The sequence below is a fragment of the Salininema proteolyticum genome (assembly GCF_042685645.1).
In the GTDB taxonomy this organism is placed as follows: Bacteria; Actinomycetota; Actinomycetes; order Mycobacteriales; family Micromonosporaceae; genus Salininema; species Salininema proteolyticum.
The window spans coordinates 1,933,198-1,955,535 of record NZ_JBHUNX010000001.1 but is presented as its reverse complement, the minus strand read 5'-3'; the positions used below and the strand labels follow the sequence as shown (position 1 = coordinate 1,955,535).

Genomic DNA, 22,338 nt, shown 5'->3' with positions numbered 1-22,338 from the left:
CCTCGCCTTTGTCGTTCGCGTTCTCAGAGCTCGTCGTTGAAGCTCTGAACCTCGGCGACGACCTCTCCGGCCTCGTCCGAGGCGTCCAGGTCGACCGTCAGGACGATCGCCCAGTCGCGGTCGCCCTCGGGGTCGGCGACCACCTGGCGGACCGTCCAGGTCCGCTCCTCCTCGGCGACGGTGAAGAACTCCTTGGACCGGGCCTCGGCGTCGATGCCGATGTCGTCGTGCGCCTTGTAGTAGGCCTCCAGGGCGCCGTCCCACTGGTGCTCGCGCCATCCGGTGCCCAGTTCGGCCAGCGCGGCGGGCCGGTCGGAGGCGGCCAGCTCGACGTGGCGCCAGGCGAGGTTGCGCACCGCGATGGTGAAGGCCCGCTTGTTGTCGGTGAAGGCGCGGGAGGGCCGTCCGGGGTCGAGGTCCTCGTCGCCCTCCACGGGATTGGCCAGCTGCTCCCACTCGTTGATGAGCGAGGAGTCGGTCTGGCGGATCGTCTCGCCGAGCCAGTCGACGATGTCGTCGACCTCGTCGGTGTAGGCCTCGTCGGGCAGCGTCTGGGAGAGGAACTTGTAGGCGCTGGTGAGGTAGCGCAGCAGCAGTCCTTCGGAGCGGCCGATGCGGTAGGTGGAGACGAACTCGCCGAAGGTCATCCGGTTGGCCCAGATGTCGCGGAGGATCGACTTGGGCTCCAGGCGGTAGTCGCCGACCCAGGGGTTGGTCTCCTGGTAGGCCTCGTAGGCCGGTTCGAGCTTCTCGGCCAGCGGGCGGGCGTAGGTGATGTCCTCCACGGCGTTCATGCGGTCGTAGTAGTCCACCCCTTCGGCCTTCATCGAGTCGATGGCCTCTCCCTTGGCCTTGTCTTTCTGCGCCATGAGGATCTGCCCCGGGCCCTCCAGGGTGGACTCGACGATGCTGAGCAGGTCCAGCGCGTAGTCGGCATCTTCTTTGTCGAGGATCTCCAGTGCCGCCAGCGCGAAGGGCGCCAAGGGCTCGTTGAGCGCGAAGTTGTCCGGCACGTCCGTGCCCAGTCGCACGCCCTCCTCGCCGGTGGTGATGATGCCCGTGTCCCGCATGGACCGGCCGATGCGCAGCGCGGTCCTCTCGAGGCGCAGCTGTTCGCGGCGGGTCTCGTGGGACTGCTCGATCAGCTCCCTGACGTGGCCGAAGGCGTCGCCGCCGCGTTCCAGGACGTTGAGCAGGATCGCGTGGTTGACCTTCATCCGCGACTGGAGCGTCTCGGGCGGGGAGTCGATGAGCTTGGTGAACGTCTCCTCGCTCCAGGACACGAAGCCGTCCGGCGGGCGCTTGGGCTTGAGCTTCTTGAGTTTCTTCGGGTCGCCGGCGGCCTTGAGCTTGGCCTTCTCGTTCTCGATGACGTGCTCGGGGGCCTGGCAGAGAACGTAGCCGACCGTGTCGTAACCGGCCCGTCCGGCCCGTCCGGCGATCTGGTGGAACTCGCGGGCGCGCAGGCGCCGCTGCCTGCGGCCGTCGTACTTCGTGAGTCCGGTGAAGAGGACGGTGCGGATGGGGACGTTGATGCCGACGCCGAGCGTGTCGGTGCCGCAGATGACCTTGAGCAGGCCCTTCTGGGTGAGCCGCTCGACCATGCGACGGTATTTGGGGAGCATGCCCGCGTGGTGCACTCCGATGCCGTGGCGGACGAGCCGGGCGAGGGTCTGGCCGAACTTCGTGGTGAACCGGAAGCCGCCGAGGGCCTCGGAGATGGCGGCCTTCTCCTCCTTGGAGACCAGCCCGAGGCTCGCGAGGCTGGTGGCGGTCTCCAGGGCGGCGGCCTGCGCGAAGTGGACGATGTAGGCGGGCGCCTGCTCGTGCTTGACGAGGTTCTGGACGGTCTCGTGCAGCGGGGTGGTCTGCCACTCGTAGTCGAGCGGGACGGGCCGGTGGGCGCCGGTGACGGTGAGGGTGTCGCGCCCGGTCAGGTCCGTGAGGCCCTCCTCGAACTTCTCAGTGTCGCCCAGGGTCGCCGACAGCAGCGTGAACTGGGTCTGCGGGAGCAGCAGCAGCGGCACCTGCCAGGCCCAGCCGCGGTCGGGCTCGGCGTAGAAGTGGAACTCGTCGGCGACCAGGGAGGCGCAGTCGAGCTTGTCGGCCTCGCGGAGGGCGAGGTTCGCGACGATCTCGGCGGTGGCGCAGATCAGCGGCGCGTCGGGGTTGACCGAGGCGTCGCCGGTGAGCATGCCGACGTTGTCGGAGCCGAACTGCTCGCACAGCTCGAAGAACTTCTCGGAGACGAGGGCCTTGATGGGGGCGGTGTAGAAGGAGACGCCGTTGGTGGCCAGCGCGTTGAAGTGCGCGGCGGCGGCGATGAGGGACTTGCCCGATCCGGTGGGGGTGGAGACGATCGAGTTGTTGCCGGTGACGATGTTGAGGAGGGCTTCCTCCTGGTGGGGGTAGAGGGTGATGCCGTTCTCCTCGGCCCATTCGGTGAAGGCCGTGAAGACGTTGTCGGGCGTCGGATCGTCGGGCAGGTGGTTTTGGAGGCTCACCGGTTCCATGATGCCAGTGAGCCTCCGCTTCGGCAAAGTGGGACGCGCTCAGATGTCGTAGGCGATGACGACGGGCGCGTGGTCGGACCAGCGCGTGTCGTAGGACTCGGCGCGGTCGACGCGGGCCGAGAGCGCCTTGGCGCCGAGGCCGGGAGTGGCCAGCTGGTAGTCGATGCGCCAGCCGGCGTCGTTGTCGAACGCCTTGCCGCGGTAGGACCACCAGCTGTAGGGGCCGTCCTGGTCGGGGTGGAGCTCGCGGAACGGGTCGGTGAAGCCGGCCTCGGTCTTGAGCGCCTCCACCCAGGCGCGCTCCTCGGGGAGGAAGCCGGAGGTTTTCTTGTTGTTCTTCCAGTTCTTGAGGTCGGCCTCCTTCGGGGCGATGTTCCAGTCGCCGCCGACGACGAAGTGGCGTCCCTCGGCCTCGACCTCCTTCTTCTTGGCGCGGAGGTAGGCGCCGAACTCGTCGAGGAACCGGTACTTCTCTTCCTGGCGGGGAGTGCCGGTCTCGCCGGAGGGGAGGTAGAGGCTGCCGACGGTCACCGGGCCGTGGTCGATTTCGATGTAGCGCCCTGCGGTGTCGAACTCGTCGGACTGGAAGCCCACGCGCGCCTCGACGTCGTCCTCGCGCGTCAGCAGGGCCACGCCGGCGCGGCCCTTGGCCACCCGGCTGGGCGCGGTGTGCCAGTGCCATCCGCCGGATTCCAGCGCCGCGGCGGGAATCTGGTCCCGCTCGGCGCGCACCTCCTGGAGGAGGACGAGGTCGGCGTCGGTGTCCGCGAGCCACTCGACGATGCCCTTCTTGCTCGCGGCGCGGACGCCGTTGACGTTGGCGGTGGCGATGGTGGTGGTCATAGTGTTCCTCTCCGGTCCGGTCGTTCCAACGTACCAAGTGTCCGGGCGCCCGCCAGAGTTCGTGGCGCGGGTCGCGGATTCGGGTGGTGCCGATCGTGAATTGCGTCGGTCGGCGCGGTGCGGGCCCCGGCCCCGGCGCGCGGGACCTTAGACTGTCGGTATGTTCGCGGGATTGTCGCCGGTTTGGCGCGGAATTCGTCGTCTGGTGCTCTTCGCCGCCTTGTCGGCCATCGCTGTGCTGGCGGCGGCGCCGGCGAACGCCGAGGAGGCCGGGTCGGCCGACGGCGTGGTGTTGGTCGGTGTCCCCGGACTGTCCTGGGGCGACATCGACGAAGAGCGGACGCCTCACCTCTGGAGCCTGGTCGGCGGAGGCGCTTCCGGGGCGATGAGCGTGCGCACGATCGGGTCGTGGACCTGCCCCGAGGCCGGCTGGGTCTCGGTGGGCGCCGGTGCGCGCGCCGGCGGGCTCAACGCCCGCGACGCCGCCTGCGAGGCCCAGACGCGTATCCCCGCGCCCGTGCGCGGGGACGACGGGACATGGACCCTGCCCTGGTACGCCGAACTCGCGGAGGCCAACGCGGCCTACAATTACGGCGCCCGGCTGGGGTCGCTGGCCGACGCCGCCCGTGAACAGGGCTCGTGCGTGGCGGCCATCGGCCGTGGCGGAGCGCTCGCGGCGGCCGACACCGAGGGCCGCATCGACTATTACAGTCCCGACCTCTCCGACGTGCGCGACGCCGTCGAGACCTGCCGGATCGTGGTGGTCGACCCCGGCGTGGTGGTGTCCAACGCCCGCCCCGACACGATCGCCGACCCCGACGTCAACTTCGACGACCCCGGACGCGACGACACCGACCCCGGCAAGGGCGAGGCCCCCGACGAGGACGTCCCCGACTCGGTGCGCCAAGAGCGCGTCCGGTCGGCCGACGAGGCCGTCGGGACCGTTCTGGAGGCCATACCCTCCACCTGGCGCAGCGTCGTGGCCGGCATCTCCGACACCGGCTACCCCTCCCGGCTCCACCCCGTCCTCTACCACGGCCGAGGCGTCGAGACCGGGTCGCTGACCTCGCCGACGACCGGACGCGACGGCTACGTCCAGCTGGTCGACCTCGCCCCCACCCTCCTGGAGTCCGTCGGCATGGAGTCGCCGTCGGTCATGTCCGGTCGTGCGGTGGAAGTCCGCGCCGACGAGCACCAGACGGCCGCAGCGGCGCGGGAGCGCGGTTGGGACGAGACTCGCGCCGCCGCCGAGGTCGCTCGGGTCATGCCCGGGTTCTTCACCACTCTGGCCGTGGTCGGTACGTTCGCTGTCGCTGCGGGGGCGTGGATGGTTCTGCGACGTGCCCGCCATCGTGGCGCGGAGGCTCTCTGCACAGCCGCTGCCGCCATGCCGCTGGGGGCGCTGGCCGCGTCGGTTCCCGCTTGGTGGCGTACCGAGCATCCGCAACTGTCGCTGTGGGCCGTCATCACCGGAGTCGTCGCCGTACTCGTCGCGCTCGCCCAGTGGGGCCCGCTGCGCCGTCGTGCTCACCCGGCCCTCCTGGTGTCGGTGCCGATCATTCTGTACGTCGTCGTCGACCAGGTCTCCGGGTCGACCTGGCCGCTGCACACCCCCATGGGCTACACGGCTCAGGCCGGTGCCCGGTTCGCGGGCCTGGGCAACTATGCCTTTGCCGCCTTCACCGCGGCCGTCGTGCTCACCATCGCCCTCACTCCTTGGGACAGGAGTCCTTGGCGTCCGGACCTCGCACGGTTCGTCGGACCCGTCGCGCTGTCCTTGGCAGCGGTCGCCATCACCGGTGCGCCCACCATGGGCCGCAACGTCGGTGGAACGATCACCCTCGTGGCCGCGCTCATCGTCACCTGCTGGGTCCTGTGGGGGCGGCGCTTCTCCCTCGGGCTTCTGCTCGGTGCGGGAGCGATCGGCGTCGTGGTCATAGCCCTGGCCGGTATCGCGGACTATATGCGTCCGGCTGATAGCCAGACCCACTTGGGCCGGTTCGTCGGCTCCGTTCTCTCCGGCGACGCCGGCGACGTTCTGGCGCGCAAGATCACCGCCGCGGTCTCCACACTCTGGCATACTCCGCTGGTCGCGGTGGTGGCGGTGGCCGCCGTCGCGTCCCTCCTGATCTGGCGGCGCCTGGGACGCCCCCGCCACGATGCGGTCTATGCCGCCATGACCGGGCTCCTGATCGCCTCGGCGGCGGGGTTCGCCCTCAACGATTCGGGAATCACCATTCCCGCCTTCATCGCCGGCACGGGGTTCACACTATTGGCGGTGGCCGCCACGCCTGTCGCGCCCGACCGGTCCGGGCGGCCCCTCGCAGCGTCCGACGAGCCCGAAGGTTAAGGTGAGACCCATGCGGATCGCGACGTGGAACGTCAACTCCATCAAAGCGCGCCTGCCCCGGGTCGAGGCCTGGCTGGACAGCGCGGATGTCGACGTGCTCTGCCTGCAGGAACTCAAGTGCGACGGGGACGCGTTCCCCTACGGCCCGTTCACCGACCGCGGCTACGAGGTGGCCGCCCTCGGGACGGGACGCTGGAACGGGGTCGCCATCGCCTCCCGCGTCGGACTGGACGACGTGGAACGCGGACTGCCGGGCCAGCCGGAGTTCAACGGCGAGGCCGAGCCGCGTGCGATCGCCGCCACCTGCGGCGGTATCCGCCTGTGGTCGCTGTACGTGCCCAACGGCCGCGACGCGGAGGACCCCCACTACACCTATAAGCTGGAGTTCCTCTCGGCTCTGGCCGATGCCGTGCCCGTCGGCGACGCCGCGCCGTTCGCGCTGCTGGGCGACATGAACATCTGCCCCACCGACGAGGACCTCTGGAGCATCGCCGACTGGGCCGGGACGACCCACGTCACCGCGCCCGAACGCGACGCGCTCGCCGCCGTGGAGTCCCGCGGCCTCGCCGACGTCTTCCCCAGGGCCTTGAAGCACGACCGGCCTTTCACGTTCTGGGACTACCGCAACCTCGACTTCCCCAAGAACCGGGGTATGCGCATCGACCTCGTGCTCGCCAACCCCGCCGCCCGCGAAGCGGTCGACGACGCTTACGTCGACCGCAACGAGCGCAAGGGCAAAGGAGCCAGCGACCACGCCCCGGTGGTCGTCGACCTCACCCTCTAGCCCGCCACCTGTACGAACACCGAACATCCCCCTCGGGAAGAGAGAACACCGTGAACAAGACCGCTGCGGCGATCTTCGCTGCTCTGGCGATGGCGTTCGCCCTCACCTCCTCGGCTCCCGCGGCCGCGCAGGAGGAGGAGATCGAGGAAGTCAAGTCTGAGCTGGCCGACGCGGCCGACAAGGTCGCCGAGGCCGAGCAGGCCCTGGAAGAGGCCGAGGAGAAGGCGAAACAGCTCGAGAAGGACATCGCCGAGACCGAGGAGGGTCTCGAGGGGATGGAGGAGGAGCTGTCGGACTTCGCCTTCCAGATGCACGTGGAAGGCGAGTTGAGCAACACCTCGGCGATCCTCGCCTCGGGCGACCCCGACTCCGCGCTCGACGCCCTGTCCTACACCTCCTTCCTCGGTGAACAGCGCGCGGGGCTTCTCAACGAGGCCGAGACGCTGCTGACGGACCTCAAGAACCAGAAAGAGGCCCACGCCGACCAGATAGAGAAGGCCGAGAAGGCGCTCAAGAAGGCCGAGAAGGCCCGTGGCGAGCTCAAGGACACCCTCGAACAGCTGGAGTACGAAGCGGCCGCCGGCCCCACGGGCACCGGCAACGCCGGGGCGCCCTCCGGCACCGGCACGAGCGGCCCGGAGTCGTGCTCGGAGGCCGACCCCACCACGTCGGGCTGCCTGACCCCGCGCACGCTCAACGTCTACAACCAGTCCGTCGACGCCGGCTTCACCCGCTATACCGCCTGCTACCGGCCCGAGGAGGGCAGCGACCACGGCACCGGCCAGGCCTGCGACTTCTCCGCCGACGAGAACACCTTCCAGAACTACCCGGCGACCGGTTCCGACAAGGAGTACGGCGACAACCTCGCCGCCTGGTACGTCAACTACTACGACGTCCTCAGCGTCAAGTACGTTATCTGGTACAAGCAGTTCTGGTCGCCCTCCACCGGCTGGCAGGCCTACAACGGGGGCACCGGAGCGGCCAACACCGACCACACCAACCACGTCCACGTCTCGGTCAACTAGACGGGACCGGAAGGAACCACCCCGTGAACGAGAAGCGAGATCTCTTCCTCTCCACCGCCGAGGTCTATCTCGACTACCTGGAGCGCCCGGCCGTCGCCGCGAAGTGGACCGAACCGTCCGCACTGGACGAGTTCACCGTCGCCGGCCTGGCCGGGCACACCTCCAGCCAGATCACCAGCGCCGCGGCCGCCCTCGCCGCCGAGGGCGACGAGCGGCCCGGCAAGGACCTGTTCGACCACTACGCGCAGGCGGCCTGGGCGACCACCGGCATCGACTCGGAGGCCAACACCGGCATCCGCGACTCCGGCGAGAACCTGGCCGCGGCCGGCCACAAAGAACTGTGCGCGACGACCCGCGAGGCGTTGGAGCAGGTGCGCACCGCGCTGCCGTCGGCCCCGGCCGACTCCCGCGGAGCGACCTCGACCTGGGACTACACGCTGCCCCTCGACGACTACCTCGTCACGCGCACCGTGGAGCTCGTCGTCCACGGCGACGACCTCGCCCATTCGCTGCCGGCCGACCCGCCCGCCTACCCGCAGGCGGCCTACGACCTGACCTTCCACGTCCTGACGCGCTTGGCCGCCGCCCGCCACGGCAACTCGGCGCTCATCGGCGCGCTCGCGCGCTCCGAGCGCGCGCCGGGGACGGTCGCGGCGTTCTGATGACACGGAGCAACCGGTCGCGCGCGGTCCAGATCGTCGTCGCCGTCGTGCTGTGCGCGGCGGTGCTCGTCGGCGGAGTCTGGGCGGCGGTGGCCGTTCTCAGCGACGACGTCCCCTCGCACTCGACCGTCGAGACGACTCTGGGCATCGCGCTGCCGGAGTCGGCCGTGGTCCTCTCGGCCGACATCGCGGAGCTGTCCCCGCGCGACAGCGGCGACAGAGGCGAGGTCGACTTCGAAATGCCGGCCTCCGAACTGGAGGGTTTCCTCGGGGCCAACGGCCTGGAGACCCCCACGCCGGTCGGCGATGTCCCCTCGGGGCACTCCCAGGCGTCCATTCCCCGCTCCTGCGGCGAGATCGCCTGCTACAGCGGCGACATCCTCATCAAGGACGGCACCGCCCGTGTCGTGGTGCGCGGCGTGGTCCGGTGACCTAGCCTTCGGGGAGGCTGAGGCGGTCGACCGCCTCGCGGCTGCGCCGCGCGGGGCGCCGGTCGTAGCGCGCCGTCGTCGCCGGAGAGGCGTGCCCCACCAGCGACTGGGTGATGGCCAGGTCCACGCCCGCGTCCAGGAGGTCGCCGATGAACGTGCGGCGGAAGTCGTGCGGGGTGTAGCGGCCGGCTCCGGCCTCCACGAGGCGTTTGATCAGAAGGTCCGCGATGGCCTGGCCGGAGAGGCGCGAGAGCCGGTTTCCTTCGCGGCGCAGCCGTCCGGCCTTGTTGATCGCGCAGAACAGCCCCCCGGCGCTCTCGCCGCGCAGTGTCACCCACCGGTCCACCCGCCCGGCGGCGCCCTCGGTGACGTAGACGTGCCGTTCCTTGTTGCCCTTGCCGATGATGCGGATGGACCGCTCGGCGGCGTCGTAGTCCTCCCACCGCATCGCCGCCACCTCGGCGCGGCGGGCCCCGGTGGAGTAGAGCACGGCGAGCACGGCGCCGTCCCTGGCCCCCGCGGGGGAGTCGTCGCGGTCGCAGGCCTGGAGCGCGGCGGCGAGAGCCTCCTTGTCGATGGCCTTCCCCTTGGGGAGGCGGTGTTCGCGGACCGGTTGGATGTCGCAGGCGCGGTGGTAGTCGGCGGCGTCCATCTGCCCGAGCCGCCAGGCCTCCTTGAGGATGCGGCGCAGCGCGGCGAGATGCTTGTTGATATAGGCGCCGGACCATCCTTTGTCGAGCATGACGGCGCGGATCCTGGACGTGTGCTCGTAGCGCAGGAGATGCCAGGGCTGGCCGGCGCCGGTGATGTCGTCCTGTCCGGCCAGCAGTGCGGCGAGGCGGTCGAGGCATCCGCGCATGGTGCGGCGGGATTCGGCGGACCCCAGGGAGTCGAGGTAGGCGCTGTAGGGGTCGGTGGCCGCCTTGGCGGCCGGTGCGTCGGAGCCGAAGACGGCGATCTCTTGGGAGGCCATGTGTTCCATTACAGCACAGGGAGTCGGCGCCGCCGACGGTTTCGCCTTGGGGGTGTGCGCCGCGGCCGGGTAGCTTTTAGGGGAGAGCCGTTCGTTGTGAAGGAGTGGGCGATCGATGAGTGAGACGAAGCCGCGGCCGGGCCTGTGGAAGCGCGCGGCGGTCGTGTGGGCCGGCGTGCTGGCGTTCCTGTGGCTGGTGCTGGTCCTGGACTGGATCGTGCCGGCGAACTTCGTGGCCTGGGGGATCGAGCCGCGCTCGGTCGAGGGCCTGACCGGCATCGCGACGGCCCCCGTCCTGCACGCCGACGCCGCGCACCTGGCGGCCAACTCCCTGCCCCTGTTCGTGCTGGGACTGGTGTCGGTGCTGCGGTCGGTGCCGGACTTCGTCTTCGCCACGGTCGTCGTCGTGCTCGTCTCCGGAATCGGCGTGTGGCTGACGGCGCCGCCCCACACGGTGACCGTCGGGGCCTCGGGCCTGATCTTCGGATACTTCGGCTACCTGCTGGGGCGGGGCGTATTCCTGCGCTCCGGTGTGGACATAGCCGTCGCGGTGGGCGTGTTCGTCGTCTACGGGTCGATGATCTGGGGCGTGTTGCCCTCGGCGGGCCCGGTGTCGTGGCAGGGGCACCTGTTCGGGTTCGCGGGCGGCGCGCTGGCGGCCTTCCTCGTGTCGCGGCGTGAGAAAAGGCGGCCGCAGGACTCGCCTGCGACCGCCTGACGACGCCGAAGCGCCCTATTCGACGGTGATGCGGTCGGCGGCCGGAGCGTCGGCCTTGTCGCCGGCGTCGGTGTTCTCGGCGAACCAGTTGAGGACCGCGTCGATGTCGACCTCCCCGACCAGGCGCTCGGTGCCGTCGGCGAACGCGGCGAAGTCGTCGCCCCCGTCGGCGAGGAACGAGTTGGTCGTCACACGGTAGGACCGGTCGTCCTCGATCGGCTCGCCGTCGAGTTCGACCGTGTCGGCCTTGAGTTTGTCGGCTCCCTCGGCGGAGTCGTCGACGGTGTAGGTGAAGCCCTCGGACCACTGCAGGATCAAAGGCCCGTCCTCGCGCTCGACCCACTGGTCGCGGAGAACGTCCTTGATCTGGGCTCCGGTGAGGTCCATGGTGACCAGATAGTTGCCGAACGGCTGCACGGAGAACGCGGCCTCGTACGTCACTTCGCCGTCGTCGCCGGCGAGAAGGTCGTCGCGGACGCCGCCGGGGTTCATGACCGCGATCTCGGCGCCGCCGACGTCCTCGCCGCTGGTGCGGTCGAGTTGCACGTCGGCGAGGAAGTTCCCCAGCGGGAACTCCTCAGCGCGAGTCTCACCGCGCGTGATGTCCTCGCTGATGTGCCCGATGACCTCGGAGCCGATCTCGTCGGCCTGCGGCTCGTACTGGGCGAGGATGTCGCTCTGGGCGGCGTCGGCCTCGACGTCGCGGGTGACGACGAGGTTGGAGCCCTCGACGCTGGTGCGGACGAAGTCGCCGGCCTCGGTGTCGTACTCGGCCTGAATGTCGGTGAACACGCGCCCGTAGGACTCCGCGGAGGTGACCAGCCGGTCGTTGCCGTCGGGGTCGGGGATGTTGCACACGTAGTTCTGGTGGGTGTGGCCGGTGATCATCAGGTCGATGGCCGGGTCGAGGTTCTCGGCGATGTCGATGACGGGACCGGAGACGCCCGTGGAGCCGGCCACGGAGTCGCAGTCGTAGTCTCCCTCCTCCTCGACGGGGAACCCGCCCTCGTGCAACAGGACCGTGATCGCGTCGACACCCTGCCCGGAGAGCTCCTCGGCGTACTTGTTGGCCGTCTCGACCTCTTCTTTGAACTCGACGCCCCGGATGCCCTCCTGGGAGACGATCTTGTCGGTTCCCTCGAGGGTCATACCGATGAAGCCGACCTTGACGCCGTCGCCGAAGTCCTTGACCCACGTCGGATCGAGGACCGGGTCGCCGGTCTCCTCGTCGACGACGTTGGCGCCGAGGTACTCGAAGCCGGTTCCGGCCCATTCCTCTTGGCCCTCGGCGCAGCCCTCCTCGGGGCAGCCGCCGTCGATGAGGCGCTTGAGCTCGTCCACCCCGCCGTCGAACTCGTGGTTGCCGACGCTGGAGACGTCGAGCCCGAGCTCGTCGAGGGCCTTGAGGGAGGGCTCGTCGTTGAAGGCCGCCGACAGGAACGGGGAGGCGCCGACGAGGTCGCCGGCGGCGGCGGTGACGGTGTTGTCCTGGCCCTCGCGGGCCTGGGCGAGGTGGGTGGCGAGGTACTCGGCCCCGCCGGCGGGGACCTCGTCACCGTCGGAGTCGGCCATGGTCATGGACTCGTCGGCCCCGACACGGCCGTGGAAGTCGTTGAAGGCCAGCAGTTGCACGTCGACGGTGTCGAAGTCGGGCTCCTCGGTGGAGCAGGCCGCGGTGGCGGTCAACAGCGCTGCGGCGACGAGGCCGGCGGCGTAGCGACCGCGTCTTTGCGATCTTTTCTCGGGCATGGGTTTTCTCCCTGGGATAACGGGTCACCACTCAAATGTGGACTTTTCTCTATCCGATGATAGGACGAATAGGGTCCGCCGGATAGGGCAGGGCGCCATCGTTCTCCAGCCGTTACGGCACCTTTCCCCACCCGTTACCGAAATGCTCACCGTGCGGCGGAGGTCAACCCGTCCGCGAGCGCGCCGGTGATGCCGATGAGGCGCCACTGGTCGTCTTCGTCGAGTGTGTTCCAGAGGGTCATGTCGCGTTGGTCGGTGAGGGCTTCGACGCGGTCTCTGGTGGGGCCGTCGGTGACTTCGAGGGCGTCGTCGACGTTCCAGCCTTGTTCTCTCCATGCGGAGCGGTAGGCGTCGGCGCGGTGGTGGCGGAGGATTCCCAGTCCGGTGGCGAGGCGGTGTTCGCGGTCGTGTTGTTGGGTGAATTTTCTGGGGGTGAGGGCGTTCCAGACGGTGCCGGGTGAGCGGTGGCCGCCGGCGAGGAGTCGTTCGATGATGGCGGTGAGGTCGTCGAGGTCTTGGTCGTCGGGCATGGTGGGGATGGGTCGGCGTGTCCAGAGTCGTCGTCCGGCGGTGGCGAGGGCTTTTTCTATGGCGGTGGCGATGTGGGTGCCTTGGGCGTTGAGTCCGGCTTGGCCGTTGTCGATGACGAGGTGTCCGGTGGTGATGTGTTCGTTGAGGTCGGGTTTTTGGTAGATGAAGGCGTCGTGGAGTGCTTGGAGGGGTATGGGGCCGGTGGTGAAGGCGAAGGGCATGGCGTGTTCGGGGCCGGGTTTGGTGTCGTGTTCTTGGTAGAGGGCTTTGATCTGGGGTGCGGCGGTGAGGCGGAGGCCTACGTAGGCGCGGTCGAGGATGGGGCGGTAGGCGCGTGCGAAGTTCATGGTGTGCTTTCAGGTGTTGAGGTCGGTGGGGTCGGTGTTGGCGCCGCAGAGTACGACGGCGGTGTTCTCGTGTTCTTGGGGTTGGTAGGCGCCGGTGGTGAGGGCGGCCCAGGCGGTGGCGGCGCCGTGTTCGACGACGATGCGGTGTTGTTGCCAGAGTTGGTGTCGGGCGTTGGTGATGGCTTCGTCGGTGACGGTGATGGTTTGGACGTTGTGTTCGCGGGCGGTGTGGTAGGCGATGTCGCCGATGCGGCTGGCGCCGAGGGAGTCGGCGGCGATTCCGGTGGGGGTGATGGTGGTGGGTTGCCCGTTGGCGAGGGCGGTGGTGAGGGTGGCGGCGTTTTCGGGTTCGGCGGCGATGGTGGTGATGCCGTGTTGGGCGGCGGCGGTGGCGACGCCGGCCATGAGGCCTCCGCCGCCGCAGGCGACGATGATGGTGTCGAGGTGGGGTTGGGCGGTGATGGTTTCGAGGGCGAGGGTTCCGGCGCCGGCGCAGATTTCTTTCTGGTCGTAGGCGTGGTTGAAGAGGGCGCCGGTTGTTTTGTGGTGGTCGATGGCGGCTTCGTAGGCGTCGGCGTAGATGTCGCCGACTTGTTGGACTCGGGCTCCGAGTGCGGCGAGTTTGGTGAGTTTGACGGTGGGGGCGGTGGTGGGGACGAAGACGGTGGCGGGGACGTTGTGGGTGCGTGCGGCCCAGGCGGTGGCGAGTCCGGCGTTTCCTCCGGAGGCGGTGACGACGCCGGTGTGGGGGTCGAGGTGGCCTTGTCGGGCGGCTGCGGCGAGTCGGTTGGCGGCGCCGCGGGCTTTGAAGGTTCCGGTGTGTTGGAGGTATTCGTGTTTGAGCCAGAGGTGGTGGTCTATTTGTGTGAGGGGTGTGGTGCGTAGGTGGCGGGTGGTGCGGTGGGCGGCGGTGGTGATGTCGGCGTAGGTGATCACGGTGTCATCCTATGTCGTTGTGGTCGATTCCGGCTATGGCCGTGGGGAGGATGGTGAATCCGCGGGTGCCTTCGGGGTGGGTTTGGCGGGTTTCGATGGTGGTGACTTCGGCGGCGGGTGGGCCGGTGGCGGCCCAGGCGGTGAGGGCGTCGACGGCTTCGGGGTGGCCTTCGCAGGCGATTTGGACGGTGCCGTCGGTGCGGTTGCGGACCCATCCGGTGAGGCCGCGGCGTGTGGCTTCGCGTTGTGTTTCGGCGCGGAAGCAGACGCCTTGGACTCGGCCGGTGACGGTGATCAGCACGCGTTTCATGGGTTCTAGGATAGGTGGGTTCGCCGGGTGGCGGGGGTGGTGTGGGCGGTGTGGTCTTATGCTGGTGGCGGTGAAAGGAGTTGTTGATGGGTATTGTCGGGCCGGGAACGCTTGTGGAGGATTTCTCTCTTCCTGATCAGTCGGGTGGGGTGCGGTCGCTGTCGGAGTTTTTGGCGGAGGGGCCGGTGGTGTTGTTCTTCTATCCGCGGGCGATGACGTCGGGGTGTACGGCCGAGTCGTGTCATTTCCGTGATCTGGCGGGGGAGTTCGCCGAGGCCGGTGCGCGGGTGGTGGGGGTGAGTGCCGATCCGCCGGCGCGGCAGCGGGAGTTCGATGAGGCGTATTCGCTGGGGTATCCGTTGTTGTCGGATGTGGATCATGTGGTGGCGGAGGCGTTGGGGGTGCGGCGGTGGGTCAAGTTGGGGCCTCTGTCGCGTAAGCGGGTGACGTTCGTGATCGGTTCGGATTGGCGGATCGGGCGGGTGGTCCATTCGGAGACGTCGATGCGGGAGCACGCGGACGAGGCTTTGGCGTTTGTGCGGGGGACGCATGGCGGTTAGGGGCGCGGTGTGGCCGTGGCTGGTGGCGGCGGTCTATCTGGTGGTGTGCGCTGCGGCGTTCGCGGTGGCGTTGTGGCCGGTGGAGGACGCGAATCTGGGCGGGGTGTGGGTGTTGTTGGTGACCGCGCCGTTGGGGCCGCTGGCGGTGGCCCTGCCGTTGCCCGATTCGTGGGGCGTGGGCCTGCTGGTGGTGGCGGCTGTGGTGCAGGCGCTGGTGTTGTGGTTGGTGTTGCGTGTGGTGGCGGTGGGCCGGGCGCGGCGGTTATTTGGGTTCGACGAGGCAGTCGGGGCCGGGGACGACGATCGCCTCGTGGCCGTCTTCGTGGCGGACGCGGTAGGGCGGTTCGCCGTCGGTGCCGAGTATTTCGATGACTTCGGCGGTGTGCTCTTTCATGCCTACGACGCGGCCTTGGAAGCGGAGTCGGTCGCCTACTTTGACGTGCATGTGTCCTCCTCGTGGTGGTTCTTCTTCGATGGTAGGAGGTTGACTCGCCGGTAGGCGGGGTGATCGCGACACTGGTCGTCGGCTAAGGGGCGCCGGTGGTCCCGGCGCCCCTTTTTTTTCGGGTGTTATTTGACGCCGACGACGTCGATGACGAAGACGAGCGTCTCGTTGGGCGGGATGACGCCGGCGGCGCCGGCGGGGCCGTAGCCCTTTTCGGGCGGGATGACCAGGAGGCGGCGCTCGCCGACCTTGGCTCCGATCATGCCTTCGTTCCAGCCGTCGATGACGCCGGCGCGGCCGATGGGGGCGACGGTGAAGGGCTGTCCGCGGTCCCATGAGGCGTCGAAGGGGGTCTTGTTGGACCAGTTCCAGCCGGCGTAGTGGACGGTGACGGCGTCTCCGGCTTTGACGAGGGCGCCGTCGCCTTCGACGACGGTGGTCACGCCGAGTCCGGGCTGCGGTGCGCCGTCGGGGATGGTGACCTCTGGTTTGGCGGTGGTGTCGGTGGTGGTGGTGACTTTTGAGTCGCTCATGGTCGGTTCCTTCCTTGTGCGGCCTTTCGGGGCCTTCGTTGGTACTCAGAGAACCTAGCAGTCCGGTGCGGGCGGGGTGGGCGCCTCCTGGAGCGCCGGTCGTCCACATCGCCTCGGAGGGGGCGTGGTTAGATGGGCCGGTGAGTCGACGTATCGAAGAGTTGGGGTGGCGCTGGACCCCGATGGGTGAGATCAGTCTGCGCCGCCGGTTCGAGCCGGTGGCGGGGGTCGAGGTGTACGAGGTGAAGCTGGACGAGGAGTTTCTGATGTCCAGCCTGTTCCCCGTCGCCGAGATCGCCTTGGCCGACCTGGCGCTGGCCCGTGTGCGGGGTGAGGATTTGTCGGTGGTGGTCGGGGGCTTGGGCCTGGGCTACACGGCGGCGGCGGCGCTGAAGGACCCCCGGGTGGGGGAGTTGACGGTCGTGGAGTACACGAAGGCGGTCATCGACTGGCACCGCGAGGGCCTCATTCCCGACACGGCGGGGCTGGCGGAGGACGAGCGTGTCGACTTGGTCTGCGATGACTTCTTCGCCCGCATCGGCGACTCGGGGACCGACCCGGTCGACGTGGTCCTGCTGGACATCGACCACTCGCCCCGCCACGTGCTCCACCGGCCGCACACGGCGTTCTACACCGTCGAGGGGCTGCGGGCCTTGTCGCGGCAGTTGAGCGAGGGCGGCGTGTTCGCGATGTGGTCGGACGACCCGCCGGAGGAGGAGTTCTCGGCTCTGCTGCGGGAGGTGTTCTGCGATGTGGAGGCGCAGCGGGTGTGGTTCGACAACCCGTTCACCGGCGGACGGTCGTCGAACACCGTCTACCTGGCCTCCCGCCGGTAGCCGACCGGCCCCGGCCTGCCCGGGGCGGTCACCGGGCGGCCATCGCGGCCAGCTTTTCGACGGTGCGCAGGTTGCGCGTGGTCATCGCCGAGCCTTTCAGCGGTTTCCAGAACGCCGACCGGTCCAGGCGGCTCTTGCCCATGCCCTCGGGGTAGTACACCCACACCTCGCGTCCCCGCGCGATCGCCTCCTCCCGGTGGCCCTGCGGCACGGTCAAGTCCTCCGGTGCGTGGGCCTCGAGGAACGTCACGGCCACCTTCGCGGAGTCCAGTTCACGGCCGGCGAACGGGCAGTCGGAGACGATCGCGGCGATCTGCCCGCTCGTGCGCACCAGCACCGGGGTCGTGATCGCGAAGCGCTCCTCCAAGGCCGCCTTCACGCGCTCGGAGACGGCCTGCGGCTCCAGGTCGGCGTCGAACACCGCGTTGCCCGACTGGATGTACGTCGCCGGCCGGCGAAACCCCAGTTCTTCCAGCAGGCCCCGGAACCGGTCCATGGGGAGCTTATTGCGTCCGCCGACGTTCACCGCCCGCAGCAGGGCCACCATTGTCGTCATGGTGCCGATCCTAACCCACCCCGCCGACGGCCCCGGCCCACCATAATACTATCCTCCATAGTAATATTTCGGGTGCACCGCCGACCACAAGGGAGACCACATGACCATCCGTCCCCGACACCGCGCGCTCGCCGCCTCCGGCGTCGCCGTCCTCGCCCTCACTGCCTGCACCGACGGCGGCGACGACGCCCAACCGGGAGAGGCCGTCGACCAGTTCACGCACCTCCACGGCGTCGAAGCCCCCGCCTGGGCCGAAGGAACGGTCTACCTCGCCACCCACCAAGGACTCCTCGCGCTCGAGGACGACGAATGGACCCGCGTCAGCGAGAAACCCCACGACTTCATGGGCTTCAGCGCCAACCCCGACACGCCTGAGACCCTCTACAGCTCCGGCCACCCCGCCCCCGACTCCGACCTGCCCAACCCGCTGGGATTCATGACCTCCACCGACGGCGGCGCCACCTGGCAGGAGACCTCACTGCTGGGCGAAGTCGACTTCCACGCCATGGACGTGGGAGCCGGCGGCGACAGCGCCTACGGATACAACTCCAGCGGCAAGGCCGGCCTCTACGCCAGCTTCGACCAAGGCACCACCTGGGAGGTCACCGACACCTTCACCGACACCGGCGGCGCCTACTCCCTCGCCGCCCACCCGACCGACCCCGACACCGTCTGGGCCGGCACCCCCGAGGGCCTCCACATGAGCACCGACCAAGGCACCACCTGGACCCAGACCTACACCGGCGCCCCCGTCACCGCCGTCGCACTCGACCCCGCCGGCGAGCGCCTCTGGGCCTACGCCGCCGGAGAGGCCGGACTGATCACCAGCACCGACCAAGGCGCCACCTGGGAAGAAACCGGCTGGGCCCTCGACGACGACGAAGACGCCGTCGGATACCTGGCCGTCGACCCCACCGACGCCGACGTCCTCTGGGCCGGCACCCGCAAAGCCGACGTCTACCGCTCCGGCGACGCCGGGACCACCTGGGAGACCAAAGCCAGCGCCGGCACCGTCAACAACTGACCGCCCGCAGAAGGCCGCCCCGCCCGGGGCGGCCCCATCACGCGATTTCGACCTCCACAGTCGCCATATGGTGCTCGAACTCGCCCACCCGCACATGGAACACCAACTCCCACACCCCGGCCAACGGCAGATCCGCCCGCGCGGTGTACGAACCCGCATCGAGCGCCTCGACCCCCAGGTCGACCGGACCGAACCCCTCCTCCGGCAGCGACGCCCGCACCACCGGATCGGACACCGGCACCAGCGGATCGCCCTGCGCGTCGACCAAGTCGAACACCACCGAGTTCACCCCGCGCGAAGCCGGCTCCACCACCACCTCCACGGCCCCCGAACCCAACTCGACCCGCTCGACGACCACCGACTCACCCGCCCCACCGCCGGCCGGACTGACATGCACCAGCACACCCGTCACCCCGACGGCCGCCAACACCACGACCAGCTCACCGGCCATGACCCGCCGCAAACGCGCGAGCCCGCCCCGACCGCCCCCGGCGACCACCGGCACCAGAACGAAACGATTCCACGCCGCCACCCCCACCGCCACGGCCACCACCGCCAGCTTGGCCGCCAACACCCGGCCATGGTCCGAGGCCGCGAACGACCCCCAGTCGCGGTGCATCACCACCGCCATCACCACGCCGCTGACACCCAGCGCCGCCACCGTCGCCCCCGCCCACACCGAGAACCGCGCCACCACCGCCGCCGCACCGACCGAACCCGCACCGCTGCCCCGGCGCGCCAGACGCAACAACACGCCCACACCCACCAGGCCGCCGACCCACGTCGCCGCCGCGGCCACATGCACCACGTCCGCCGCGACCATCAACCACGCCGGCTCGAACACCCGCGAATGGCCCGCCAACACCGGAGAAACCACCGCCACCCCCGCCGCAGTGAGCGCCACCGGCGCTCGCAGCCGGCCTGTGAGACGCGTATGCGCCCCGTAGGCGAGGGCCACGCCGACGAACGTCGCCACCGCCACGGCGAGAGCGGCCCCGTCGAACGCCGAGACCCACGCGGAGACGTCGCCCGAACCCGAGGTCTCCCACGCACCGACGGCCACCGCCGCCACAGCGGCGGCGACGGCCACGACCCCCGCCAGACGCAGGAGGCGATGACGCTCGCGGCCCGGCCACAGGCCCCGGGCGATCGCGTTCTTGAACAGCACCAGACCCGCGAACACCAACAGCGACGCGTAATGGACCGCCCCCACCGCCGCGGAGGCGACCCGAGCGCTCCGGGACGTCTCCTCACCGCTCGCCGGGTCGGGAGCCGCACGGCCGACGCCGAAACCGACCACACCGGAGATGACATGCGAGTCGGCCGAGACCACCCGCCAGGTCAGCGCGTAACCGCCCTCGCCGAGATCCGGCGGCAGGACGACCACGACCACATCGGCGGCGGACTCCACCTCCACGGCGACCTCGTCACCGTCCTGGTCGACCAAGCCGACCGCCCCGTCGACCGGACTCACCGGCTCGGTGAACCGCAACGTCACCTCACCCGGCGCCCGATCGAGAACGGCACCGTCCTCCGGATCGCTCGCCACCAGCGAGGCGTGCGCCCACGCCGCCGACGAGACCCCCACCGACACCGCCACCGCGAAGGCGACCAGCACCCCGGCGGCCAGGACCGCCCGCCCTCGCGGCGCGACAAGCGACGCCATCACGACTCCCGGCGTCCCCGCACCAGACCGACACCGGCCAGCACGAGGCCGGCCGTGCCCACGGCGAGCGCGGTGTAGGTCCACGCGCCGGTCGAGGAGTCCTCTTCGGCGGTGTTGTCGCTCGTTGCGGTCTCGTCGTGTGCGGTGTCGTCGCCGGGGGCGGTGACGTCGATGGAGGGTGCCGGTTCGTCGAGGTCGTGGGGGTCTTGGCCGTCTTCGGCGATTTGGATCCAGGCGTGTTCGCCGTCGGTGCAGGTTTGGACGAGTGGGAAGTGGAGGGTTTGTCCGGCGGTCTGTTCGGGGATTTTGAGGGAGAGTTCGAAGGTGTCGCGGTGGCCGTCGGGGAGGGGTGTGTCGGTGGTGTAGCGGATTTCGCCGGTGCGCGGGGTGGTTTCGTCGTCGTTGTCGGTGGGGATTTCTTCGATGTTCCAGCCGGGGTTGACGGTGGGGGAGACGGATTGGACGGGTTGGGGGATGTGGATGGTGATTTCGTTGGTGGGTTGGCCTTCGCAGCCGTGGGCGATGCTGAAGGTGAGGACGGTGTAGGTGCCGGCTTCGGTGTTGTCGGTGGTGACGGTGGCGTGGGCGTGTGCGGGGGCGGTGTGGGCGGCGAGTGCGGCGGTGGTGGTGAGGGCGATGATGGCGGTGCGGGTGAGGAGGGTTTTGGTCGTGTGGTTCATGGTCGTGTCCTGTCTGGGTCGTCGACCACCGCAATGGTGGCCATGGAGTGACATGTATGGATTGACTTGGGCGTGGTGGCCCGCCCCGCGTCATGGTCGCGGGGTCGTGGTGTGGTTTCAGGCCGTCTTGTCGGGGCGGCTCAGGAATGGTCGATACATGTCGGTGGCCCGCGTTGTGGGCGGGCGTCGGCCAGCAGGGTCGAGCGGGGGCGTGAGTTCGGTCGTGAGTCGGGGTGTGCGGGGCGCTGTCGCGGCGGGGTGGTCGGGGCGGTTTCGGGTAGGCGGGTCAGGGTGGCGAACAGGGCTCTGATCAGGTCGCAGAACAGGGCGAGGGCCGTTTCGCCGCGGTGGAGCCAGGCGGCGGTGATGGTGAGGGCGGCGGTGTGGGCGAGGATCATTCCGGCCGACGGGGCGAGGTGGCCGGGGTGTGGTGCGGGGGAGTGGAGGTTGAACAGGATGTGGAGCAGCGTTTGGGCGCCCGCGCAGCTGGCGAGGATGGCCGCGGGGCCTCTCTGGCGGCCGGCGGCGGCGAAGGCGAGCGCGGCGACCAGGGCGGCGGCGGTGATCGTTACGGGTGTGGCGCTGAGGTGTCCGCCGGCGGCGACGTGGAAGGCGGCCGATACGGTCGTGCAGGCGGCGGTGAAGACTCCTGCTCGCAGCAGTCGGATCGGCGCGAAACCCACATACACAATTAAATGTTCTCATACTTTACTGTTTGTGCCTCATGCAGCCCCGCAGCGCGCTTAGAATCCTCATAAACGCCTACCCGCCGCTTCCGCGGACTACCGGCCACCCCAGGCCTCCGGGTAGCCTCGATCCCGCCCCACAGGCACCACATAGAAGGTCCGACGCCATGCGCCAATGGAAGACCCGCCAATGGGCCGTGGCCCTCGGCGCCACGGCACTGTCCGCCCTCCTCCTCGGAGCGGCAACCGCGCTGATCCCCAATCCCGTGTTCGACCGCATGATCGCTCCCGAATGGTGGAACTATCCCGTCTGGATCGCCACCGCCGTCCTCGCCGGGCTCCTCACGGCCACCTACGTCGACCCCGCCATGCCCCGAGGCGGCGCCGCCGGCGCCGGGGGCGGGTTCCTCGCCTGGTTCGCCATCGGCTGCCCGGTGTGCAATAAGCTCGTCGTGCTCGCTTTGGGAACGTCCGGGGCGCTCACTTGGTTCGCGCCCCTGCAACCGGTCCTCGCCGTCGCCGGGATGGGGTTCCTGGCCTGGGCCTTGCGAGCGCGGTTGCGCAACGCCCGCTCCTGCCCGGTCCCGGCTTCCGCTCCGGGGGGAGGCGACCCGGCCGAGGCCCGCGACTGAGCGGCACGGCCACCAGCCGGCGCGTTCGTTCGGTTCTGTCGTTGCGCCTACCACCACCCGCCGTAAGGGGCCTCTAGATTTCGGCCGCGCCGGGGCCGTGGGAACCGTCCGGAGGATGGGCCTGCCACGCGTAGGCTCCCGGGGCGGCCACCGTCGGTGCCGGGAGCGGTTCGGCGTCATCGAACCACGCCGGCGTACCGTCGGCGTCGCGGTGTACGCCCAGGGTGGTGACGGTGGGGCCGGAGAGGGAGCAGAGGGACTCTTCGGCGAAGACCCCGACCATGCCCACCGCGTCGTCCATGCCTTCGCATATATCGGCGTCGGCGGCCAGGTTCCGGAGGAACTCAGCGAGGACGCCGGCCGGCAGCACCAGGCGGGGACGGCGTGTGAGAGCCCGGCCGTCCACGGCGGTCACGGTGAACTCTGCGGGCCTGTCGGTCTCCTCAATGACGAACTGGCGCCGCAGCGCGGCGACGACCGTCGGTGTCCAGTCCATCGTTCCCTCCCCCGTTCGTGGCCTAAGACGCGTACGTCGAGCGCTCGCGGCC

The 22,338-nt window shown here is 69.5% G+C and carries 24 protein-coding genes and 1 pseudogene; 11 read left to right on the top strand and 14 right to left on the bottom strand.

Going from position 1 to position 22,338, the window contains the following annotated elements; genetic code table 11:
* Positions 1 to 23: 23 nt before the first annotated feature.
* Both ACFTE1_RS09130 and ACFTE1_RS09125 read right to left on the bottom strand, forming a co-directional pair.
* Positions 24 to 2,513: a DEAD/DEAH box helicase gene (locus ACFTE1_RS09130; RefSeq protein ID WP_380624559.1), complete on the bottom strand. Its 2,490-nt coding sequence runs from the start codon at positions 2,511 to 2,513 to the stop codon at positions 24 to 26.
* Between the two features lie 39 nt (positions 2,514 to 2,552).
* Entirely contained in the window at positions 2,553 to 3,356 is an 804-nt protein-coding gene (locus ACFTE1_RS09125) for an exodeoxyribonuclease III (protein WP_380624557.1), read from the bottom strand.
* 160 nt (positions 3,357 to 3,516) lie between these two features.
* On the opposite strand from ACFTE1_RS09125, the gene ACFTE1_RS09120 reads away from it, so the two are divergent.
* From ACFTE1_RS09120 to ACFTE1_RS09100, 5 genes are read left to right on the top strand one after another with little or no spacing between them, the layout of a single operon-like run.
* Positions 3,517 to 5,706, top strand: coding sequence for a hypothetical protein (locus ACFTE1_RS09120; protein ID WP_380624555.1), 2,190 nt, complete (start codon positions 3,517 to 3,519; stop codon positions 5,704 to 5,706).
* 10 nt (positions 5,707 to 5,716) lie between these two features.
* Complete coding sequence (locus tag ACFTE1_RS09115; protein ID WP_380624553.1) at positions 5,717 to 6,490, top strand: exodeoxyribonuclease III; 774 nt, start codon at positions 5,717 to 5,719, stop codon at positions 6,488 to 6,490.
* 50 nt (positions 6,491 to 6,540) lie between these two features.
* A complete protein-coding gene (locus ACFTE1_RS09110; protein ID WP_380624551.1) occupies positions 6,541 to 7,515 on the top strand; it encodes a coiled-coil domain-containing protein in 975 nt (324 codons plus the stop codon).
* Positions 7,516 to 7,538: 23 nt separating this feature from the next.
* The gene (locus ACFTE1_RS09105; protein WP_380624549.1) at positions 7,539 to 8,177 is read left to right on the top strand and encodes a maleylpyruvate isomerase N-terminal domain-containing protein; all 639 of its coding nucleotides are present in this window, start codon (positions 7,539 to 7,541) and stop codon (positions 8,175 to 8,177) included.
* On the top strand, positions 8,177 to 8,608 hold the full coding sequence (locus ACFTE1_RS09100) for a hypothetical protein (RefSeq protein ID WP_380624547.1): 432 nt from the start codon (positions 8,177 to 8,179) through the stop codon (positions 8,606 to 8,608). Before ACFTE1_RS09105 ends, ACFTE1_RS09100 begins: the two co-directional genes overlap by 1 nt.
* Position 8,609: 1 nt before the next feature.
* Here the strand turns inward: ACFTE1_RS09100 and ACFTE1_RS09095 are convergent, their stop codons facing one another.
* The gene (locus ACFTE1_RS09095) at positions 8,610 to 9,581 is read right to left on the bottom strand and encodes a tyrosine-type recombinase/integrase (RefSeq protein WP_380624545.1); all 972 of its coding nucleotides are present in this window, start codon (positions 9,579 to 9,581) and stop codon (positions 8,610 to 8,612) included.
* A gap of 115 nt (positions 9,582 to 9,696) precedes the next feature.
* Between ACFTE1_RS09095 and ACFTE1_RS09090 the strand changes: the two genes are divergently transcribed.
* Positions 9,697 to 10,299, top strand: a complete 603-nt coding sequence (locus ACFTE1_RS09090) for a rhomboid family intramembrane serine protease (RefSeq protein WP_380624543.1) — start codon at positions 9,697 to 9,699, stop codon at positions 10,297 to 10,299.
* A 15-nt stretch (positions 10,300 to 10,314) separates the two neighbouring features.
* Here ACFTE1_RS09090 and ACFTE1_RS09085 read toward each other — a convergent pair whose 3' ends face one another.
* From ACFTE1_RS09085 to ACFTE1_RS09070, 4 genes are all read right to left on the bottom strand, one after another.
* Positions 10,315 to 12,048, bottom strand: a complete 1,734-nt coding sequence (locus tag ACFTE1_RS09085) for a bifunctional metallophosphatase/5'-nucleotidase (protein WP_380624541.1) — start codon at positions 12,046 to 12,048, stop codon at positions 10,315 to 10,317.
* A gap of 146 nt (positions 12,049 to 12,194) precedes the next feature.
* On the bottom strand, positions 12,195 to 12,926 hold the full coding sequence (locus ACFTE1_RS09080; RefSeq protein WP_380624539.1) for a hypothetical protein: 732 nt from the start codon (positions 12,924 to 12,926) through the stop codon (positions 12,195 to 12,197).
* Between the two features lie 9 nt (positions 12,927 to 12,935).
* Positions 12,936 to 13,862, bottom strand: coding sequence for a threonine/serine dehydratase (locus ACFTE1_RS09075; protein ID WP_380624537.1), 927 nt, complete (start codon positions 13,860 to 13,862; stop codon positions 12,936 to 12,938).
* 4 nt (positions 13,863 to 13,866) lie between these two features.
* The gene (locus ACFTE1_RS09070; protein WP_380624535.1) at positions 13,867 to 14,172 is read right to left on the bottom strand and encodes an acylphosphatase; all 306 of its coding nucleotides are present in this window, start codon (positions 14,170 to 14,172) and stop codon (positions 13,867 to 13,869) included.
* A gap of 86 nt (positions 14,173 to 14,258) precedes the next feature.
* Between ACFTE1_RS09070 and ACFTE1_RS09065 the strand changes: the two genes are divergently transcribed.
* Together ACFTE1_RS09065 and ACFTE1_RS09060 are read left to right on the top strand one after the other, a co-directional pair.
* Positions 14,259 to 14,732: a peroxiredoxin gene (locus tag ACFTE1_RS09065; RefSeq protein ID WP_380624533.1), complete on the top strand. Its 474-nt coding sequence runs from the start codon at positions 14,259 to 14,261 to the stop codon at positions 14,730 to 14,732.
* Positions 14,722 to 14,967: pseudogene (locus ACFTE1_RS09060) on the top strand (SCO4225 family membrane protein); the annotation flags it as partial. The gene ACFTE1_RS09065 and the pseudogene ACFTE1_RS09060, both read left to right, overlap by 11 nt.
* A gap of 27 nt (positions 14,968 to 14,994) precedes the next feature.
* Here the strand turns inward: ACFTE1_RS09060 and ACFTE1_RS09055 are convergent.
* Positions 14,995 to 15,177, bottom strand: coding sequence for a DUF1918 domain-containing protein (locus ACFTE1_RS09055; RefSeq protein ID WP_380624655.1), 183 nt, complete (start codon positions 15,175 to 15,177; stop codon positions 14,995 to 14,997).
* Positions 15,178 to 15,302: 125 nt separating this feature from the next.
* Complete coding sequence (locus ACFTE1_RS09050) at positions 15,303 to 15,710, bottom strand: FKBP-type peptidyl-prolyl cis-trans isomerase (protein ID WP_380624531.1); 408 nt, start codon at positions 15,708 to 15,710, stop codon at positions 15,303 to 15,305.
* Between the two features lie 140 nt (positions 15,711 to 15,850).
* On the opposite strand from ACFTE1_RS09050, the gene ACFTE1_RS09045 reads away from it, so the two are divergent.
* The gene (locus tag ACFTE1_RS09045; protein ID WP_380624529.1) at positions 15,851 to 16,546 is read left to right on the top strand and encodes a spermidine synthase; all 696 of its coding nucleotides are present in this window, start codon (positions 15,851 to 15,853) and stop codon (positions 16,544 to 16,546) included.
* Positions 16,547 to 16,574: 28 nt separating this feature from the next.
* Here ACFTE1_RS09045 and ACFTE1_RS09040 read toward each other — a convergent pair whose 3' ends face one another.
* Positions 16,575 to 17,102, bottom strand: coding sequence for a DUF1697 domain-containing protein (locus tag ACFTE1_RS09040; RefSeq protein ID WP_380624527.1), 528 nt, complete (start codon positions 17,100 to 17,102; stop codon positions 16,575 to 16,577).
* A gap of 100 nt (positions 17,103 to 17,202) precedes the next feature.
* On the opposite strand from ACFTE1_RS09040, the gene ACFTE1_RS09035 reads away from it, so the two are divergent.
* Positions 17,203 to 18,126, top strand: a complete 924-nt coding sequence (locus tag ACFTE1_RS09035; protein WP_380624525.1) for a F510_1955 family glycosylhydrolase — start codon at positions 17,203 to 17,205, stop codon at positions 18,124 to 18,126.
* A gap of 37 nt (positions 18,127 to 18,163) precedes the next feature.
* On the opposite strand, the gene ACFTE1_RS09030 is transcribed toward ACFTE1_RS09035, so the two are convergent.
* From ACFTE1_RS09030 to ACFTE1_RS09020, 3 genes are all read right to left on the bottom strand, one after another.
* A complete protein-coding gene (locus ACFTE1_RS09030) occupies positions 18,164 to 19,792 on the bottom strand; it encodes a copper resistance CopC/CopD family protein (RefSeq protein ID WP_380624523.1) in 1,629 nt (542 codons plus the stop codon).
* A complete protein-coding gene (locus ACFTE1_RS09025) occupies positions 19,792 to 20,472 on the bottom strand; it encodes a YcnI family copper-binding membrane protein (protein ID WP_380624521.1) in 681 nt (226 codons plus the stop codon). The genes ACFTE1_RS09030 and ACFTE1_RS09025 overlap by 1 nt, the downstream gene beginning before the upstream one ends.
* Before the next feature lie 140 nt (positions 20,473 to 20,612).
* Positions 20,613 to 21,155, bottom strand: coding sequence for a hypothetical protein (locus ACFTE1_RS09020; protein WP_380624519.1), 543 nt, complete (start codon positions 21,153 to 21,155; stop codon positions 20,613 to 20,615).
* Between the two features lie 170 nt (positions 21,156 to 21,325).
* On the opposite strand from ACFTE1_RS09020, the gene ACFTE1_RS09015 reads away from it, so the two are divergent.
* A complete protein-coding gene (locus ACFTE1_RS09015) occupies positions 21,326 to 21,790 on the top strand; it encodes a hypothetical protein (protein WP_380624517.1) in 465 nt (154 codons plus the stop codon).
* 73 nt (positions 21,791 to 21,863) lie between these two features.
* On the opposite strand, the gene ACFTE1_RS09010 is transcribed toward ACFTE1_RS09015, so the two are convergent.
* Complete coding sequence (locus ACFTE1_RS09010; RefSeq protein WP_380624515.1) at positions 21,864 to 22,286, bottom strand: hypothetical protein; 423 nt, start codon at positions 22,284 to 22,286, stop codon at positions 21,864 to 21,866.
* Positions 22,287 to 22,338: the final 52 nt, after the last annotated feature.

Bases quoted from the DNA above. Each gene is read 5' to 3' on its own strand.
- ACFTE1_RS09130 (WP_380624559.1), bottom strand. From the start codon at position 2,513: ATGGAACCGGTGAGCCTCCAAAACCACCTGCCCGACGATCCGACGCCC.
- ACFTE1_RS09125 (WP_380624557.1), bottom strand. From the start codon at position 3,356: ATGACCACCACCATCGCCACCGCCAACGTCAACGGCGTCCGCGCCGCG.
- ACFTE1_RS09120 (WP_380624555.1), top strand. From the start codon at position 3,517: ATGTTCGCGGGATTGTCGCCGGTTTGGCGCGGAATTCGTCGTCTGGTG.
- ACFTE1_RS09115 (WP_380624553.1), top strand. From the start codon at position 5,717: ATGCGGATCGCGACGTGGAACGTCAACTCCATCAAAGCGCGCCTGCCC.
- ACFTE1_RS09100 (WP_380624547.1), top strand. From the start codon at position 8,177: ATGACACGGAGCAACCGGTCGCGCGCGGTCCAGATCGTCGTCGCCGTC.
- ACFTE1_RS09095 (WP_380624545.1), bottom strand. From the start codon at position 9,581: ATGGCCTCCCAAGAGATCGCCGTCTTCGGCTCCGACGCACCGGCCGCC.
- ACFTE1_RS09090 (WP_380624543.1), top strand. From the start codon at position 9,697: ATGAGTGAGACGAAGCCGCGGCCGGGCCTGTGGAAGCGCGCGGCGGTC.
- ACFTE1_RS09085 (WP_380624541.1), bottom strand. From the start codon at position 12,048: ATGCCCGAGAAAAGATCGCAAAGACGCGGTCGCTACGCCGCCGGCCTC.
- ACFTE1_RS09080 (WP_380624539.1), bottom strand. From the start codon at position 12,926: ATGAACTTCGCACGCGCCTACCGCCCCATCCTCGACCGCGCCTACGTA.
- ACFTE1_RS09070 (WP_380624535.1), bottom strand. From the start codon at position 14,172: ATGAAACGCGTGCTGATCACCGTCACCGGCCGAGTCCAAGGCGTCTGC.
- ACFTE1_RS09065 (WP_380624533.1), top strand. From the start codon at position 14,259: ATGGGTATTGTCGGGCCGGGAACGCTTGTGGAGGATTTCTCTCTTCCT.
- ACFTE1_RS09055 (WP_380624655.1), bottom strand. From the start codon at position 15,177: ATGCACGTCAAAGTAGGCGACCGACTCCGCTTCCAAGGCCGCGTCGTA.
- ACFTE1_RS09050 (WP_380624531.1), bottom strand. From the start codon at position 15,710: ATGAGCGACTCAAAAGTCACCACCACCACCGACACCACCGCCAAACCA.
- ACFTE1_RS09040 (WP_380624527.1), bottom strand. From the start codon at position 17,102: ATGACGACAATGGTGGCCCTGCTGCGGGCGGTGAACGTCGGCGGACGC.
- ACFTE1_RS09035 (WP_380624525.1), top strand. From the start codon at position 17,203: ATGACCATCCGTCCCCGACACCGCGCGCTCGCCGCCTCCGGCGTCGCC.
- ACFTE1_RS09030 (WP_380624523.1), bottom strand. From the start codon at position 19,792: ATGGCGTCGCTTGTCGCGCCGCGAGGGCGGGCGGTCCTGGCCGCCGGG.
- ACFTE1_RS09025 (WP_380624521.1), bottom strand. From the start codon at position 20,472: ATGAACCACACGACCAAAACCCTCCTCACCCGCACCGCCATCATCGCC.
- ACFTE1_RS09015 (WP_380624517.1), top strand. From the start codon at position 21,326: ATGCGCCAATGGAAGACCCGCCAATGGGCCGTGGCCCTCGGCGCCACG.
- ACFTE1_RS09010 (WP_380624515.1), bottom strand. From the start codon at position 22,286: ATGGACTGGACACCGACGGTCGTCGCCGCGCTGCGGCGCCAGTTCGTC.